This window comes from Azohydromonas aeria (assembly GCF_009760915.1).
GTDB lineage: Bacteria > Pseudomonadota > Gammaproteobacteria > Burkholderiales > Burkholderiaceae_C > Azohydromonas > Azohydromonas aeria.
Genome location: NZ_VIDQ01000045.1, coordinates 44,007 through 58,569, shown reverse-complemented (window position 1 = coordinate 58,569; position 14,563 = coordinate 44,007). Strand labels below are relative to the sequence as shown.

The window sequence follows — 14,563 nt, the reverse complement described above, 5'->3', positions numbered from 1 at the left end:
GCGGTGATGAAGGCCAACGCGCTGTACCAGCAGCACGGCCTGGGCGCGCGCGACGACGCCATCGCCATGCAGTACCTGGTGCCGGGCTGGAAGTTCGACAACAAGCGGCCCTGCCTGGTGCGCTGAACGTTGAGCCTGAAATCATTCAAGGAATAGACATGTTCAAGAACCTCATCGGCGGCGAGTGGATCGAAGGCGCCGCCGTCACGCGCAACATCAACCCCTCCGACACGCGCGACGTGGTGGGCGAGTACGCACAGGCTGACGCCGCGCAGGCGCGCGCCGCCATCGCCGCGGCCCATGCAGCCGCACCCGCCTGGGGCCTGACCACGCCGCAGCAGCGCTTTGACATCCTCGACGCCGCTGGCGGCGAGATCCTGGCCCGCAAGGCCGAGCTGGGTGACCTGCTGGCCCGCGAGGAGGGCAAGACGCTGCCCGAGGCCATCGGCGAGGTCGTGCGCGCGGGCAACATCTTCAAGTTCTTCGCCGGCGAAGCGCTGCGCGCTTCCGGCGACGTGGTGGCCTCGGTGCGCCCGGGCGTGGGTGTGGAAGTCACGCGTGAGCCTGTAGGCGTGGTGGGCCTGATCACGCCGTGGAACTTCCCGATCGCCATTCCCGCCTGGAAGCTGGCCCCGGCCCTGGCATTTGGCAACAGCGTGGTGCTCAAGCCCGCGGACCTGGTGCCGGGCTCGGCCTGGGCGCTGGCCGACATCCTGCACCGCGCGGGCCTGCCCGCGGGCGTGTTCAACCTCGTGATGGGCCGCGGCTCCGTCGTGGGCCAGGCGCTGCTCGACGATGCGCGCGTCAATGCCATCAGCTTCACCGGCTCGGTGAACACCGGCAAGCAGGTCGCCGCCTCCTGCGTGGCACGCATGGCCAAGTTCCAGCTGGAGATGGGTGGCAAGAACCCGTTCATCGTGCTCGACGACGCCGACCTGGGCGTGGCGGTCAACTGCGCCATCAACAGCGGCTTCTTCTCCACCGGCCAGCGCTGCACGGCTTCCAGCCGCGTCATCGTCACCGAGGGCATCCACGACAAGTTCGTGGCCGCCATGGTCGAGAAGATGAAGGGCATCAAGGTGGACGACGCGCGCAAGGCGGGCACCGACATCGGTCCGGTGGTCGACGAGAAGCAGCTGGCGCAGGACCTGGAGTACGTGGCCATCGGCAAGGCCGAGGGCGCGCGGCTGGCTGCCGGCGGCGAGGCGCTGGGCCGCAACAGCGAGGGCGCACCGGGCTTCTACATGACGCCCGCGCTCTTCACCGACACCACGGCCGAGATGCGCATCAACACCGAGGAGATCTTCGGCCCGGTGGTGAGCGTGATTCGCGTGAAGGACTACGACACGGCGCTGGCGCTTGCCAACGACACGCCCTTCGGCCTGGCCTCGGGTATCGCCACGACGAGCCTCAAGCATGCCACGCACTTCAAGCGCCACGCACAGGCCGGCATGACGATGGTGAACCTGCCTACCGCGGGCGTGGACTACCACGTGCCGTTTGGCGGCCGCAAGGGTTCGAGCTACGGCCCGCGCGAGCAGGGCCGCTACGCGGCCGAGTTCTTCACCACGGTGAAGACCTCCTACACGCAGGCCTGAGCGCACAGCCTGCAACACCCAGAAGGCGCGGCCTGTCCTGTGCAGGCCCGCAGCATCCTGGCCGGCAGCAGGCGTTGCCTGCCGCCGGCCTGACATCGGCGCGTCCCGTCCTGGGCGCCCATGCCCGATGCATGGAGGCAGCACATGAGCACCATCCGGAGCCTTGCGCACGAGCAGCCGTCTTCCTCATCGACCAATCGAAGGAGAAACACATGAACATCGGATTCATCGGCCTGGGCATCATGGGCACCCCGATGGCGCTGCACCTGGTCAACGCCGGGCACACGCTTTTCGTCAACACCGTGGGACCCGTGCACGAGAGTGTCACGGCCACGGGCGCCAAGGTCTGCGCCAACGCTGCGGAAGTGACTGTGCAGTCCGAGATCGTCTTCACCATGGTGCCGGACACGCCGGACGTGGAAGCGGTGCTCTTCGGCGAGAACGGCGTGGCCTCCGCGCTGCAGGTCGGCGGCGCGCAGGGCGGTGCGCGCAAGGTGATCGTGGACATGAGCTCGATCTCGCCGATGGCCACCAAGACCTTCGCGCAGAAGATCAACGCGCTGGGCGCCGACTACGTTGATGCGCCGGTCTCCGGCGGCGAGGTGGGTGCCAAGGCGGCGTCGCTGACCATCATGTGCGGCGGCGACCCGGCGGTGTTCGAGAAGGTGCGCCCGCTGCTGGAGAAGATGGGCAAGAACATCACGCTCGTGGGCGGCAACGGCGACGGCCAGACCACGAAGGTGGCCAACCAGATCATCGTGGCGCTGAACATCGCCGCCGTGGGCGAGGCGCTGATCTTCGCCAGCAAGGCCGGCGCCGACCCGGCCAAGGTGCGCGAGGCGCTGATGGGCGGCTTCGCTTCGAGCCGCATCCTGGAGGTGCACGGCGAGCGCATGGTCAAGCGCACCTTCAACCCGGGCTTCCGCATCAAGCTGCACCAGAAGGACCTGAACCTGGCGCTGCAGGGCGCGCGCGAGCTGGGCCTGGCGCTGCCGCAGACGGCCGGCGCCGCGCAGCTGATGCAGGTGCTCGCCGCCAACGGCATGGCCGACCTGGACCACTCGGCGCTGGTGCGCGCGCTGGAGATCATGGGCAACCACGACGTCGCCAAGAGCTGAACACCCAGAGAGCGTACCGCCCACCCAACCAAGGAACCCGCTGATGAAACGTCACTGCAACGCCAAGATCGTCGCCACGCTGGGCCCGTCCAGCTCGGACCGCGCCACCATCCAGGCCCTGGTCGAGGCGGGCGCCGACGTGTTCCGCCTCAACTTCAGCCACGGCAGCCACGCTGACCACCAGCAGCGCATGGAGCACATCCGCGCCGTCGAGCGCGAGGTGGGCCGCCCCATCGGCGTGCTGCTGGATCTGCAGGGACCGAAGCTGCGCGTGGGCACGCTGGCCCAGGGCCCTGTGCAGCTCAAGGAGGGTGCCACGTTCCGGCTGGACCTCGACAAGGAGCACCCGGGCGACGCCACGCGCGTGGCCCTGCCGCACCCGGAGATCTTCGCTGCGCTCACCGAAGGGGCAGAGCTGCTCATCGACGACGGGCGGCTGCGGCTCCAGGTCACGCGGCTGGGCGAGGGCTTCGTCGAGACGGTGGTGCTCAACGGCGGCCCACTCTCCGACCGCAAGGGCGTCAACGTGCCCGGCGTGGTGCTGCCGCTCTCCGCCCTGACCGAGAAGGACCACCGCGACCTGGAGTTCGGCCTGACCCTGGGCGTGGACTGGATCGCGCTGTCCTTCGTGCAGCGTGCCGAGGACATCGTGGAGATCAAGCGCATCGTCCAGGACCGCGCGGGCATCGTGGCCAAGATCGAGAAGCCTGCAGCCGTGGACCGGCTCGACGCCATCCTGGCCGAAACCGACGCGGTGATGGTGGCGCGCGGCGACCTGGGGGTGGAACTGCCGGCGGAGGCCGTGCCCGCGATCCAGAAGCGCATCGTGCGGGCCTGCCGCCGCCTGGGCAAGCCGGTGATCGTGGCCACGCAGATGCTGGAATCGATGGTGAGCGCGCCGGTGCCCACGCGCGCGGAAGCCTCCGACGTAGCCACCGCCATCTACGACGGCGCCGATGCCGTGATGCTGTCCGCGGAGTCGGCCTCGGGCCGCTACCCCGTGGAATCCGTGGCGATGATGGACCGCATCATCGCGCGCACCGAGGCCGATCCGCAGTACCGCGACCTCATCGAGGCCTCGCACACGCAGCCCCAGCCCAACACCGCCGACGCCATCGGCTGGGCGGCGCGCTCGGTGGCCGGGCTGCTGGACGTGGCGGCGATGGTGGCCTACACCAGCTCCGGCGCTTCGGCGCAGCGCATGGCTCGCGAGCGGCCGCGTGCGCGCATCATCGGCATGACCCCGCGGCGTGCCACCGCGCGGCGGCTTTCGCTGGTGTGGGGCGTCAACGCCGTGCTGTGCCATGACGTGGCCGACGTGCCGGAGATGACCGAGGAGGCCGTGGCCACGGCACGCAGGATCGGCCTGGCCCAGGCCGGGCAGACCGTCGTCATCGCCGCCGGCATGCCGTTCGGCACGCCCGGCAGCACGAACCTGCTGCACATCGCGCAGATTGATTGAGCTTTACGCTGCCAGCTTGGGACGGACAGATGGATGAACGTTGAGCGCACGGCACCAGACGGGTTGCCACGGCGTGCACAGGCCGGCACGCTGGTTGTCCGCGTTCACGCCCTCATGGTGCAAGCCATCCTGGGCGGCGAGCTGACGCCGGGCATGCGTCTGCCTGGCCGGCATCCATGCCCCGGCATGCCTGGACCTGGGCTACGTGTAGGTGTTCAGCATGCTGGTCGGTTTCGTGTTCTGGTACCGAGGCTTGGCGCAGGGTGGCGTGGCTGCCGTGTCCCAACTGCAATTGCTGCAGCCCTTGTTCAAGCTGCTGCTGGCATCGCTGCTACTGCACGAGCCGGTGATGTGGCTGATACGGCTGGCCGCGGTGGCCGTCATCGGGTGCGTGGCCGGAGCGCGCCGGTTCACACGCGGAGCGCGGGCCGAGTGCAACCGACTGGACATAATTGGATTGGTGCGCAGATGCATGTGTGGGCGCTGTATGCAGGCCTGTACCTACTCGAACACACAATTCCCATTATGTGAAGTTGCTTCAGCAACTTTTTTGTAGGTCTCCCGACGGTCTGCCAGTGCAACCGCGGCAGTGCTGGCTGATTCATGGGTCAGTTCCTGTCGTGGACAGGCCGTCAGCGCGTGTCGGGCAGTACCTGAGCCACATCCCATACGGGCAGCACGACCACTTTTTCGGAAAGCGGGTATGGCCTGGGCACAGGTGCCAGCACGAAGGCACGCTCCAGTTGCAGGTCCTCGATGGCCTGCCAGAAGCCCCGGCTGGGCTTGGGCGAGGATGAGAACTTGATCTCGATGCCCGTGCGCCTGCCGCGGTGCTCGACAACCAGGTCAAGCTCGGCGCCGGCGGCCGTACGATAGAAGCCCAGTTGCGCATCCATGGGCAGCGCGGACGCCACCTGCTCCACGACGAACCCTTCCCAGGATGCGCCGGCCACCGGGTGCCCCTGCAGGTCGCGCACCGTGGCCAGGCCCAGCAGTGCGTGCAGGATGCCGCTGTCGCGCAGGTAGACCTTCGGCGACTTCACCAGGCGCTTGCCGACGTTGGCCAGGAACGGCTCCAGGCGGCGCACCATCAGCGTGTCCACGAGCAAGTCGAGGTAGCGTGCCACGGTGGTGTGCGCGGCGCCGCCCAGCGCCACGCCAAGCTGCGAGGCATTGAAGAGCTGGCCCTGCACGTGCGCGAGCATCGTCCAGAACCGTCGCAAGGTTTCCGCCGGCACGCGCACACCCATGCCGGGCAAGTCGCGCTGCAGGAAGGTGCGGATGAAGTCCTGGCGCCACGCGTATGCCGCCTCGTCGTCGGCGGCCAGGTGGCTCAGCGGAAAGCCGCCTCGCAGCCACAGCGACTGCAGCGCAGCCAGGTCCGGAGTCGCCGCGTCCAGGACTTCGGCCACGCCCAGCGGCGCCAGCTCCAGGTAGGCGATGCGGCCCGCCAGCGATTCGCTCGTCTGCCGCAGCAACTCGCCGGACGCCGAGCCCAGCAGCAGGAAGCGGCCTGGCCGGCGATCGGCGTCGATCTCCGGACGCAGCGCCGAGAACAGCTCCGGTGCGAACTGCACCTCGTCGATGACGACGAACCGGTCGCGGTGCGCTGCCAGGAACAACTGCGGCTGCGCCAGCGCCGCGCGGTCCGATGTCAGCTCCATGTCGAGTACCAGTGCGTCGGGCCTGTGGGCGGCAAGCGTGCGGGCCAGGGTGGTCTTGCCGACCTGCCGTGGTCCCAGCAGTGCCACGGCTGGCGACTGCTCCAGGCGACGTTCGGCGAGCGCCTGCAGTTTGCGTTCGATCATCCTTGCATTTTGAGCAGACCATGCACAATTTACAAGGTAAAAGGTTTCCGTGCGTGGCTGCCGGCACCAGCTCCGGCACCGGAAAATCCATCTTCAGCCGTAAGGTCGATGGTGAAAGCCGTAGTGGCCCGGCTCCCGCAAGCCCTCTTCGTCCACCGACAGCAGCCGCACGCGCTTGACGAGGGCTGGCATGCGCTGCACGGCCTGCCGTGGACGCTGTCGTTGCACGCCACACGGTACGCGCGCACGTGCAGGCCCCGGGGTCGCGACCTGCTCGACGAAGCGCGGGCTGGCAGCGTGGAACACTGGGTCACCAAGTGACGAAGCGAAGATTGCCTCGCACATCGGTGCGCTACGGCCTCGGCTCGTCGTCGGCGGTCCTCGAGAGCAGCGCCTGCATGGCTGGCATCCAATCCAGACTTGCCGCCGTTGACCCTGGCGGCCGGTACTCCAGCCCCAGCCAGGAAACGGAGTTCCAGGAGACAAGGCGTTGGAGCGCCTGACGCAGACCGGCGTCGGCAAGATCGGGTTGAGTCCGGTGCGGTGCTTGCGCCAATTGAACGTGGTGGATGGCGGCGCGGCATTCATCCAGGACGACAAGCCAGTCCAGACGCTCCCGGGCTGCGTGAAAGAAGTCAAACTGCAACCGGAGATTGGACGCGCCTGCTTGCGTGATCACGTTCAGCGCTTCGCTGGGCAGGTGGTAGGCATAGCCCGGCATGTCGATACGGTTGAGTGCCTCCAGGGTGAGCGTGATGCCATACCCCAGCGCGCGCGAGCTGGCCCATCGCAGGTTGTCCACCAGCACGCGTCTCACATCCTCAGTGCGGAGCAAGGGATCGGGACGGCCGGCCATCACGTGGATGGTGGGACAGCTCGTCTCGCATGCCACATCCAATGCACGCTCCATCGCATCGCGAAAGCCTGGCTGCGCACCATCCACCGCAGCCAACCCCGGTTCTCCTAGCGGACCCAATGGCGTGTTGATGAGCGCCAGCTGCAAGCCGCTGTCTGCCATCAGTCGGCGCAGCGCGGACGCTGGACGGTCGTAAGGAAACAGGATCTCCGCGCCCTCGAATCCCGCTTGGCGCGCTGCAGCAGGACGCTCCTCGAAGGGCAGCTCCGTGAACAGCAGCGAAAGATTGGCAGCAAGTTTCATAAGCAACCCAAGGGCGGTGCATCAGGCGCCCGCCAATGAAAGTTTCCCCCTATTGCCTTCTCGCGGCGGCCAGTCTACGCTGAGTTTTGATCAATGATCAAAAGCCATGAGCGTCGTCGAACATGTATCCATCCACGAGGCGGTCTACCGCAACCTGCGGGATCGCCTCATGCGGGGTGACTTCCTTGCCGGCCAAACGCTGGAACTGCAGGCGTTGGCCGACGAGCTTGGCACCAGCACCATGCCTGTGCGGGAGGCGCTGCGCCGGTTGGCCGAACAGCGTGCGATCGAGCGCACGCGCAGTCGCTCCATGTGCGTGCCGCACCTGTCCCTGGAGCGGCTGGAGGACATCTGCCGCTGCCGCAAGTTGATGGAAGGCGCTCTCACCGAATGGGCAACACCGCACCTGGCGCAGGCCGACATCGCGGAGCTGCGAACCCTGTCGCGCCAGATCACCGCTGCACTGCAGACACCGGCCACGGTGGCCGAGGGCCTGCAGCACAACCAGGCCTTTCACTTCCGGATCTACGGCGCGGCTCGGTCACCCAGCCTGTTGGCGATGGTGGAAGCGCTGTGGCTTCAATCGGGGCCCTACCTGCGCGCCGCACGTGCCCTGATGCATTCCGACTCGCGCCCTGACTCGGATCTGCATGGGGACATCGTGGACGCACTGGCGCTGGGTGACGGCGTTCGCGCCCGCGAGGCCTTGGTCCGCGACGTCTCCTGGGCTTTCGATCGTTTGCGCGCCACACCCCAGGCCTTGTCAGTCGCTGCCTGATTCCTATCGCCGTATCCAAGCCAGCCATGTCCAAGTCATCCTCGTTGCACCGCCACCGATCGCGGGTCGTTACCCAGGGCGTTACCCGCGCGCCGCACCGCGCCTTCCTGCGCGCGACCGGCTTCGACGAGGCTGCCCTGGCCAAGTCCATCGTGGGCATTGTCAGCACCCAGGGCGAGAACACGCCCTGCTCGATGTCGCTGGGCCCGCAGGCCGACCGGGCGCGGCTTGGCGTGAGCGCCGGTGGCGGCGTGCCGGTGCCGTTCAGTACGGTGTCGGTGTCCGATGGCACGTCCATGAACCACGCGGGCATGCGCATGAGCCTGGTGTCGCGCGAGGTGATCGCCGACAGCATCGAGCTTGTCGTGCGCGGCCATGGCTACGACGCCCTGGTGGGCTTCGCGGGCTGCGACAAGACGTTGCCGGCGGTCATGATGGCCATGGTGCGGCTCAACGTTCCCTCGGTCTTCATCTACGGCGGCGCCACGCTGCCAGGCCATGCCCTGGGCAGCGAGGCCACCATCCTGACAACCATCGAGGCGGTCGGCCGGGTACAGACGGGACAGATGTCATCGGAGCAATTGCACCAGTTGGAAAGCACCTGCACGCCCAGCGTCGGCTCCTGTCCTGGCCAGTTCACGGCCAACACCATGGCCATGGTCGGTGAGACGCTGGGGCTGTCGCCACTGGGCTCGGCCATGATGCCGGCCGTCTACAGTGCCCGCCTTGCCCTTGCCCAGCGAGCTGGCGAGACCGTCATGCGACTGATCGAGAATGGCGGGCCCTTGCCGCGCGACCTCGTCACCCGCAAGAGCCTGGAGAACGCCTGTGCCGCGGTGGCCGCCACTGGCGGTTCGACCAACGCGGCGCTGCACATCCCGGCCATTGCCCACGAAGCCGGAGTGCGCTTCACGCTCGCCGACGTGGCCGCCGTTTTCGAGCGCACGCCGCTCATCGCTGACTTGCAGCCAGGAGGCCGCTACCTGGCGCTGGATCTCCACCGCATCGGCGGCGTGCCGGTCGTGCTCAAGGCGCTGCTCGAAGGCGGCCACCTGCACGGCGACACGTTGACCCTCGACGGCCGCACGCTGGCCGAGGCACTGGCCGAAGCACCGGATGCGGACGGCGTCATCGTGCGCACCGCTGACAAGCCGCTGCATCCGACCGGCGGCGTCACGGTGCTGCGCGGAAATTTGGCGCCGGATGGCGCGCTGCTCAAGATTGCCGGGTTGAAGTCCCTGCAATTCGTTGGTCCGGCGCGCGTCTTCGAAAACGAGGAGTCCTGCATGCAGGCCGTCCGTGAGCAGCGCTACGAGGCCGGCGACGTGCTCGTCATCCGCAACGAGGGCCCCAAGGGCGGCCCCGGCATGCGTGAGATGCTCAGCGTGACGGCCGCCCTCTACGGACAAGGCATGGGCGAGCGTGTCGCGCTGCTGACGGACGGCCGATTTTCCGGCGCGACACGCGGGCTGTGCATCGGCTACGTCGGCCCGGAAGCGGCCGAGGGCGGTCCCATCGGCCTGCTGCGCTCGGGTGACGTCATCCGGATCGACGCGCAGGCAGGCGTGCTCTCGGTGGACCTTGACGAGGCAGAACTGGCCGCGCGCCGGCTCGCCTGGCAGCCGCCCCCGGTCCGCCGCCTCGGCGGCGTGCTGGAGAAATATGCGCTGACCGTGCGCGCTGCGAGCCTGGGCGCCGTGACCCATTCCGGTCAGGTGGAGTGGCCTTATGAGCCGCCGGAGGCCGAATGATGACGAGCGATGCGGTCGGCTTTTGCGGCCTGGGCCTGATGGGATCGGCCATGGTGCGGCGCCTGCTGCGGGCCGGCCATGAGGTGGTGGTATGGAACCGCAGTCCAGGCAAATCCGCGGGGCTGGCAGCCGAGGGCGCAACGGTCGCTGCCTCCCCTCAGGACGTGGCCGATCGGTGCGAGCGGGTGCTGCTGTGCCTGACCGACCAGGACGCGGTGGAAGCAACCGTCTTTGGTGAGCGCGGCCTGACTGGCGGCCGTGCGTTGCGGCTGCTGGTTGACCACTCCAGCATCCTGCCCGCTGCCGCACGTGACTTCGCCACCCGGCTGCAGGCCGCCAATGGCGCGCGCTGGATCGACGCGCCGGTGTCCGGCGGCACGGCCGGGGTCGAACAGGGCCGGGCGGTGGTGATGGCGGGGGGCGAACCGCAGGACTTGGAAGGGGTGGTGCAGCTGCTCGCAGCCTATGCGCAGCGCGTGACGCACCTGGGTCCGGTGGGCAGCGGACAAGCGGCCAAGCTGTGCAACCAGACCATCGTCGCCACCACGCTGGCCGGCATTGCCGAGGCCCTGGCGATGGCGCACGCCGCCGGACTGGAGCCCGCGCGTCTGCAGGCCGCACTCAGCGGTGGCTGGGCCGATTCGGTGCTGCTGCAGGTTTTCGTGCCCCGCATGGCCCAGGTACCCAGCGACCGGGTTGGCACCGTGGCCACCATGGCCAAGGACGTGGCCAACGTGCAGACCGCCGCACATGCTGCGGGAGCAAAGATGCCGGTCTTCGAGGCTGTTCACCGGCGCTTCGAAGCAGCGCTGGCGCGTGGACTGGCGCAGCAGGACTTGTCGCAGCTGGTCCACGCCGTGGAACACCTCGATTTCGCAGGGATGGCTTCCGATCGTTCGACCACGAGTGCGTCATGACACACGTCTTGATCACCGGCGCCGACGGCTTCATCGGTCGTGCGCTGACGCGCCGGCTGGCTGCCGCCGGGGTCGCCCTGCACGGCCGCACCGTGCAGCGCCTCACCTTGTGCGATCTGCGGTTGTCAGAGGCACCGTCGGCGCCGCACGTCACCCACGTGGCAGGCAGCGTCGCCGACCCGGAGGTGGTCCGGCGGGCCACGGCCGATCAGCCAGACATCGTGTTCCACCTCGCCAGCGTGCCGAGCGGCCAATCGGAGGCCGACTTCGAGCAGGGACTGAGTGTGAACGTGCAGGGCCTGATCGGCCTGCTGGACACGCTCAGGCGCCAGGGGCACCGGCCGACGGTGGTTTTCACCAGTTCCATCGCCGTCTTCGGCGCGCCGCTGCCTGAACACATCGATGACGACACGCCCTTGCGCCCCACCCTGAGCTACGGCGCTCACAAGCAGATGGCGGAGATCTTCATCGCCGATCTGACACGACGCGGCGCGCTGAGCGGCCGTAGCGTGCGGCTGCCCGGGATAGTGGCGCGCCCGCCGTCCCCCACCGGAGCCTTGTCAGCGTTTTCCAGCGAACTCATCCGAGCGCTCGCCGCTGGGCAGCCGTACACCTGCCCGGTGTCTGCCGATGCAACCCTGTGGCTGCTGTCGCTGCAGGGCTGCGTCGACAACCTCCTGCACGCCGCGGCGCCGCAGCTGGCGCTACCGCCCGGGCTGACGGCCTGGACGCTGCCTGCGCAGCGGCTGCGTGTGGGCCAACTGGTGCAGGCCTTCGAGCAGCGCCGTCCCGGCTGCAGCCAACAACTGACTTTCGCACCCGACGCCACACTCGAAGCTCAGTTCGGACGGCTGCCGCCGCTGGACACCACGGCAGCGCAAGCAGCCGGCTTCTGCCACGACGGTGATGTCGGCACCCTCGTCGAGCGTGCCGTGCAAGCTATCGCCACCTGATCCCGTACTTTCATCCCGGCGCTCAATGCGCCGTGCCTCCACTCAGGAGAACGCCCCATGGCCCTCACCCGCCGCGCCCTCGTAAAGGGCGGAACCGCGAGCATCCTGCTGCCGCCCATCCTGTCGCACGAAGCGATGGCGCAAGCTGTCGTCGACACGCTGAAGATCGTTACCGGCTTCGCCGCCGGCGGCACGTCAGACACGGTGTGCCGGCGCCTGGCCGATGCCCTGCGCAACCAGTACGCACGCACCGCGCTGGTGGAGAACAAGACCGGCGCCGGCGGGCAGATCGCCATCGTTTCCATGAAGACGGCGCCTGCCGATGGCACGGTGCTGCTGCAAACGCCAGCGTCCATGCTGACCATCTACCCGCACATCTACAAGTCGCTGCAGTACGACCCCTTCAAGGACCTGATGCCGGTGTCCCTGGCCTGCAACTTCGAGTTCGCGCTGGGCGTGGGAGCCAAGGTGCCCGCCACGATCAGGACGGTGCCCGAGTTCCTCGCCTGGGCCAAGGATCGGCCGGCGGACGCGAACTTCGGCTCGCCCGCCGCCGGATCGACTCCTCACTTCACCGGCGAGATGATCAGCCGCGCTGGTAACGCCAAACTGCAGCATGTGGCCTACCGGGGCACGCAACCGGCCATCCTGGACCTCATCGGCGGCCAGATCAGCTCGGTGTGCGGACCCATCGGGGACTTCATGCCGCACTTGTCAGGAGGCAAGGTGCGCCTGCTCGGCGTCTCCGGCGCCAAGCGCAGCCGTTTCGTTCCCGATGTCCCTACCTTCGTGGAACAGGGCCTGAAGAACGTCGCGACGGAGGAGTGGTTCGGCCTCTACCTGCCGGCGGGAAGCAGCGCCGAGCGGGTGCAGCAGATGAACGCTGCTGCGCGGACCGCTCTGGCCCGCCAGGACGTGGTCGACGCATTTGCAGTGATGGGACTCGAGGCGAAGTCGTCATCTCCTGCCGAGCTTGCCGAGTTGCAGCGTCGGGATACCTCGCGCTGGGGGCCCATCGTCAAGGCCGTCGGCTTCACGGCGGAGTGAGCGGTTGCGCGGCGAACCCGGTGGCTCACGATACGCCGGTTTCGCTGCTCGTGGCGCCGTGCCTTGCCGTGAAACGCCGGCACCTGTTGACGGCCCAACAAGCAGCCACGCACGCTTTCGTCGGCCGTGACCGGAGCCAGGATGGGGTCCTTCTCGTCTGCGGCGTGAATGATCGCTCCTGGCCGGTCGCTCTCGGCAAACCAGCGCGCTGGCAGCGCAACGGTCAGCCTTGATGTCGTCATGCGAAACCGCGGCTTCAGTCGCCCCAGACCTGTTGCAGTTCAGCCATTGTGCTTCTGGGTTGGACTTGCTGGCCACGTCGGCAAAGCCAGGCAGTGCAGACCGGCCGCGGTGGCGTCGCTCAGGCGCCATGCAGGTGCCACCCGCACCGAGGGAGTCTTGCCTCAAGTTGTCTCATGAGCTTGGCAACTCGGAAATCAGCTGGCCCAGGATCCGGATGCCCGGCTCGATGGCCTTGGGTGCAATGGCCGACCACCCCAGGCGCATGAAGTGGTGCGGTGCGGGTTGAGCTGTGAAGAACACCTCGCCTGGCTCGATGAGCACGCCGTGCTCGCGGGCTCGCGCGGCCAGCGTCGTGGCGTCCAGCCCCCTGGGCAGCGATACCCAGCAGGAACTGCCACCGGATACCGGCGTCACACGGCATTCCGGCGCATGCCGTGCAAGCGCCTCCAGCACGGCGGCGCCTCGCTCGCGCCAGGCGCCGGCCGTACGGCGCAGCAGGGAGTCATGGTGGCCCAGCGACAGAAACAGCGCGAAGGCGCGCTGCACCATGGCGGAAGGATGGCGCAGCTCCAGCCGGCGCAGTGCACGCAGCTCCGAGACGAGCTCGGCAGGCCCGACGACGTAACCCATGCGCAAGCCAGGCGCCACGGTCTTGGAGAGGCTGCCGATGTAGATCACCCGGTCGGCGCGGTCCAGGCTCTTGAGCGCCGGGAAGGGATCTGCATCGAAGCGGTTCTCACTCTCGTAGTCGTCTTCGATGACCACGAAGTCCCGTTCCTGTGCCATGCGCAGCAGCGCCTGCCGGCGCTGCAGCGGCATCGTCACCGTCGTTGGGCACTGATGGCTGGGCGTGGTGTAGACGTAGTCGCAGTCGGCCAGGGCGTCACTCACCGGAAGGCCCTGCTCGTCCACCGGCACCTCCTTTAGCGCGCTGGTGCGGCTGGCGAATATGTTGCGGGCGTCCGGATAGCCGGGTTCTTCCATCGCCACGCGGGTGCCTTCGCGCATGAGCAGGTCGGCAGTCAGGTAGAGAGCGTGCTGCGCTCCCACGGTGACGACGACCTCGTCGGGTGTGGCCCACACGCCGCGGCGCGGCAGCACGCGCGAGCAGATCTGCTGCACCAGCCGCTCGTCGTCGCGCATGATCTGGTCGGGCGCCCAGTCGCGGATGTCCATCACGCTGAGCGCCTTGATGCAGCACTCGCGCCAGTCGGCCGTGGGAAACAGCGCCGCATCAAACTGGCCGTAGAGGAAGGGGTACGGATAGCGTTGCCAGTCCACCGGCTTGACGATGCTGCGCTGGTGCGACGGACGCAGCCGAAACCGGGAGCTCCAGTCCGGTGTCTGCGGTGTCTGGGGTTGCGCAGGCAACCCGAGGCCGTCGCGCACGCGACCGGCCAGGACATCCTGGCTGACGAAGTAGCCGCTGCGCTGGCGCGGCAGGATGAAGCCTTCGTCAGCCAGCTGCTGGTACGCCAGCACGACGGTATTGCGCGCCACGCCCAGCTCATGGGCCAGCTCACGGCTCGACGGCAGCGAATCGCCGGGTGCGAGCTGGCCGCCCAGGATGGCGTCCACGACCATGCTGCGCACGCGCGCCTGCAGACTCTGGTGCTGCTGGGTGCTGCGCTCGAGCAGCTGCTTCCACATGGCGGCGCTGTAGCGCTGGGACATCATGACTCCGCGGGAACGACTGGCCTCAACGATCGTGCCGATCTGGTCCTAACGG

Annotated in this window: 11 protein-coding genes and 1 pseudogene; 9 read left to right on the top strand and 3 right to left on the bottom strand. The window is 68.1% G+C overall.

What is annotated here, in order from left to right; genetic code table 11:
• Positions 1 to 158 precede the first annotated feature (158 nt).
• The 4 genes and pseudogenes from FJ694_RS22895 to FJ694_RS37245 all read left to right on the top strand — a co-directional run.
• The gene (locus tag FJ694_RS22895) at positions 159 to 1,598 is read left to right on the top strand and encodes an aldehyde dehydrogenase family protein (protein WP_157269635.1); all 1,440 of its coding nucleotides are present in this window, start codon (positions 159 to 161) and stop codon (positions 1,596 to 1,598) included.
• A 212-nt stretch (positions 1,599 to 1,810) separates the two neighbouring features.
• Positions 1,811 to 2,716 (top strand): 2-hydroxy-3-oxopropionate reductase, encoded by a 906-nt coding sequence (locus FJ694_RS22890; protein WP_157269634.1) that lies wholly within the window; start codon positions 1,811 to 1,813, stop codon positions 2,714 to 2,716.
• A gap of 43 nt (positions 2,717 to 2,759) precedes the next feature.
• Positions 2,760 to 4,178: a pyruvate kinase gene (gene pyk, locus FJ694_RS22885; protein WP_157269633.1), complete on the top strand. Its 1,419-nt coding sequence runs from the start codon at positions 2,760 to 2,762 to the stop codon at positions 4,176 to 4,178.
• Positions 4,179 to 4,347: 169 nt separating this feature from the next.
• Positions 4,348 to 4,599, top strand: a pseudogene (locus FJ694_RS37245) (EamA family transporter); the annotation flags it as partial.
• Between the two features lie 211 nt (positions 4,600 to 4,810).
• Here FJ694_RS37245 and FJ694_RS22875 read toward each other — a convergent pair.
• Both FJ694_RS22875 and FJ694_RS22870 read right to left on the bottom strand, forming a co-directional pair.
• Complete coding sequence (locus tag FJ694_RS22875) at positions 4,811 to 5,986, bottom strand: ATP-binding protein (RefSeq protein WP_157269631.1); 1,176 nt, start codon at positions 5,984 to 5,986, stop codon at positions 4,811 to 4,813.
• Positions 5,987 to 6,338: 352 nt separating this feature from the next.
• Entirely contained in the window at positions 6,339 to 7,145 is an 807-nt protein-coding gene (locus FJ694_RS22870) for a hydroxypyruvate isomerase family protein (protein WP_157269630.1), read from the bottom strand.
• 106 nt (positions 7,146 to 7,251) lie between these two features.
• Here FJ694_RS22870 and FJ694_RS22865 point away from each other — a divergent pair, with 106 nt between their 5' ends.
• From FJ694_RS22865 to FJ694_RS22845, 5 genes are read left to right on the top strand one after another with little or no spacing between them, the layout of a single operon-like run.
• Entirely contained in the window at positions 7,252 to 7,923 is a 672-nt protein-coding gene (locus FJ694_RS22865) for a GntR family transcriptional regulator (protein WP_157269629.1), read from the top strand.
• A 26-nt stretch (positions 7,924 to 7,949) separates the two neighbouring features.
• A complete protein-coding gene (gene ilvD / locus FJ694_RS22860) occupies positions 7,950 to 9,674 on the top strand; it encodes a dihydroxy-acid dehydratase (protein ID WP_157269628.1) in 1,725 nt (574 codons plus the stop codon).
• A complete protein-coding gene (locus FJ694_RS22855) occupies positions 9,671 to 10,591 on the top strand; it encodes an NAD(P)-dependent oxidoreductase (protein WP_232540181.1) in 921 nt (306 codons plus the stop codon). The genes ilvD and FJ694_RS22855 overlap by 4 nt, the downstream gene beginning before the upstream one ends.
• Positions 10,588 to 11,544 (top strand): NAD-dependent epimerase/dehydratase family protein, encoded by a 957-nt coding sequence (locus FJ694_RS22850; RefSeq protein ID WP_157269627.1) that lies wholly within the window; start codon positions 10,588 to 10,590, stop codon positions 11,542 to 11,544. Before FJ694_RS22855 ends, FJ694_RS22850 begins: the two co-directional genes overlap by 4 nt.
• 57 nt (positions 11,545 to 11,601) lie before the next feature.
• The gene (locus tag FJ694_RS22845) at positions 11,602 to 12,591 is read left to right on the top strand and encodes a Bug family tripartite tricarboxylate transporter substrate binding protein (protein WP_157269626.1); all 990 of its coding nucleotides are present in this window, start codon (positions 11,602 to 11,604) and stop codon (positions 12,589 to 12,591) included.
• Between the two features lie 414 nt (positions 12,592 to 13,005).
• Here FJ694_RS22845 and pdxR read toward each other — a convergent pair whose 3' ends face one another.
• Complete coding sequence (gene pdxR / locus FJ694_RS22840) at positions 13,006 to 14,508, bottom strand: MocR-like pyridoxine biosynthesis transcription factor PdxR (protein WP_157269625.1); 1,503 nt, start codon at positions 14,506 to 14,508, stop codon at positions 13,006 to 13,008.
• Between the last annotated feature and the right edge of the window lie 55 nt (positions 14,509 to 14,563).

What these genes read in the sequence shown, in the direction of transcription:
- FJ694_RS22895 (WP_157269635.1), top strand. Translation starts at nt 159, where the DNA reads ATGTTCAAGAACCTCATCGGCGGCGAGTGGATCGAAGGCGCCGCCGTC.
- FJ694_RS22890 (WP_157269634.1), top strand. Translation starts at nt 1,811, where the DNA reads ATGAACATCGGATTCATCGGCCTGGGCATCATGGGCACCCCGATGGCG.
- pyk (WP_157269633.1), top strand. Translation starts at nt 2,760, where the DNA reads ATGAAACGTCACTGCAACGCCAAGATCGTCGCCACGCTGGGCCCGTCC.
- FJ694_RS22875 (WP_157269631.1), bottom strand. Translation starts at nt 5,986, where the DNA reads ATGATCGAACGCAAACTGCAGGCGCTCGCCGAACGTCGCCTGGAGCAG.
- FJ694_RS22870 (WP_157269630.1), bottom strand. Translation starts at nt 7,145, where the DNA reads ATGAAACTTGCTGCCAATCTTTCGCTGCTGTTCACGGAGCTGCCCTTC.
- FJ694_RS22865 (WP_157269629.1), top strand. Translation starts at nt 7,252, where the DNA reads ATGAGCGTCGTCGAACATGTATCCATCCACGAGGCGGTCTACCGCAAC.
- ilvD (WP_157269628.1), top strand. Translation starts at nt 7,950, where the DNA reads ATGTCCAAGTCATCCTCGTTGCACCGCCACCGATCGCGGGTCGTTACC.
- FJ694_RS22855 (WP_232540181.1), top strand. Translation starts at nt 9,671, where the DNA reads ATGATGACGAGCGATGCGGTCGGCTTTTGCGGCCTGGGCCTGATGGGA.
- FJ694_RS22850 (WP_157269627.1), top strand. Translation starts at nt 10,588, where the DNA reads ATGACACACGTCTTGATCACCGGCGCCGACGGCTTCATCGGTCGTGCG.
- FJ694_RS22845 (WP_157269626.1), top strand. Translation starts at nt 11,602, where the DNA reads ATGGCCCTCACCCGCCGCGCCCTCGTAAAGGGCGGAACCGCGAGCATC.
- pdxR (WP_157269625.1), bottom strand. Translation starts at nt 14,508, where the DNA reads ATGTCCCAGCGCTACAGCGCCGCCATGTGGAAGCAGCTGCTCGAGCGC.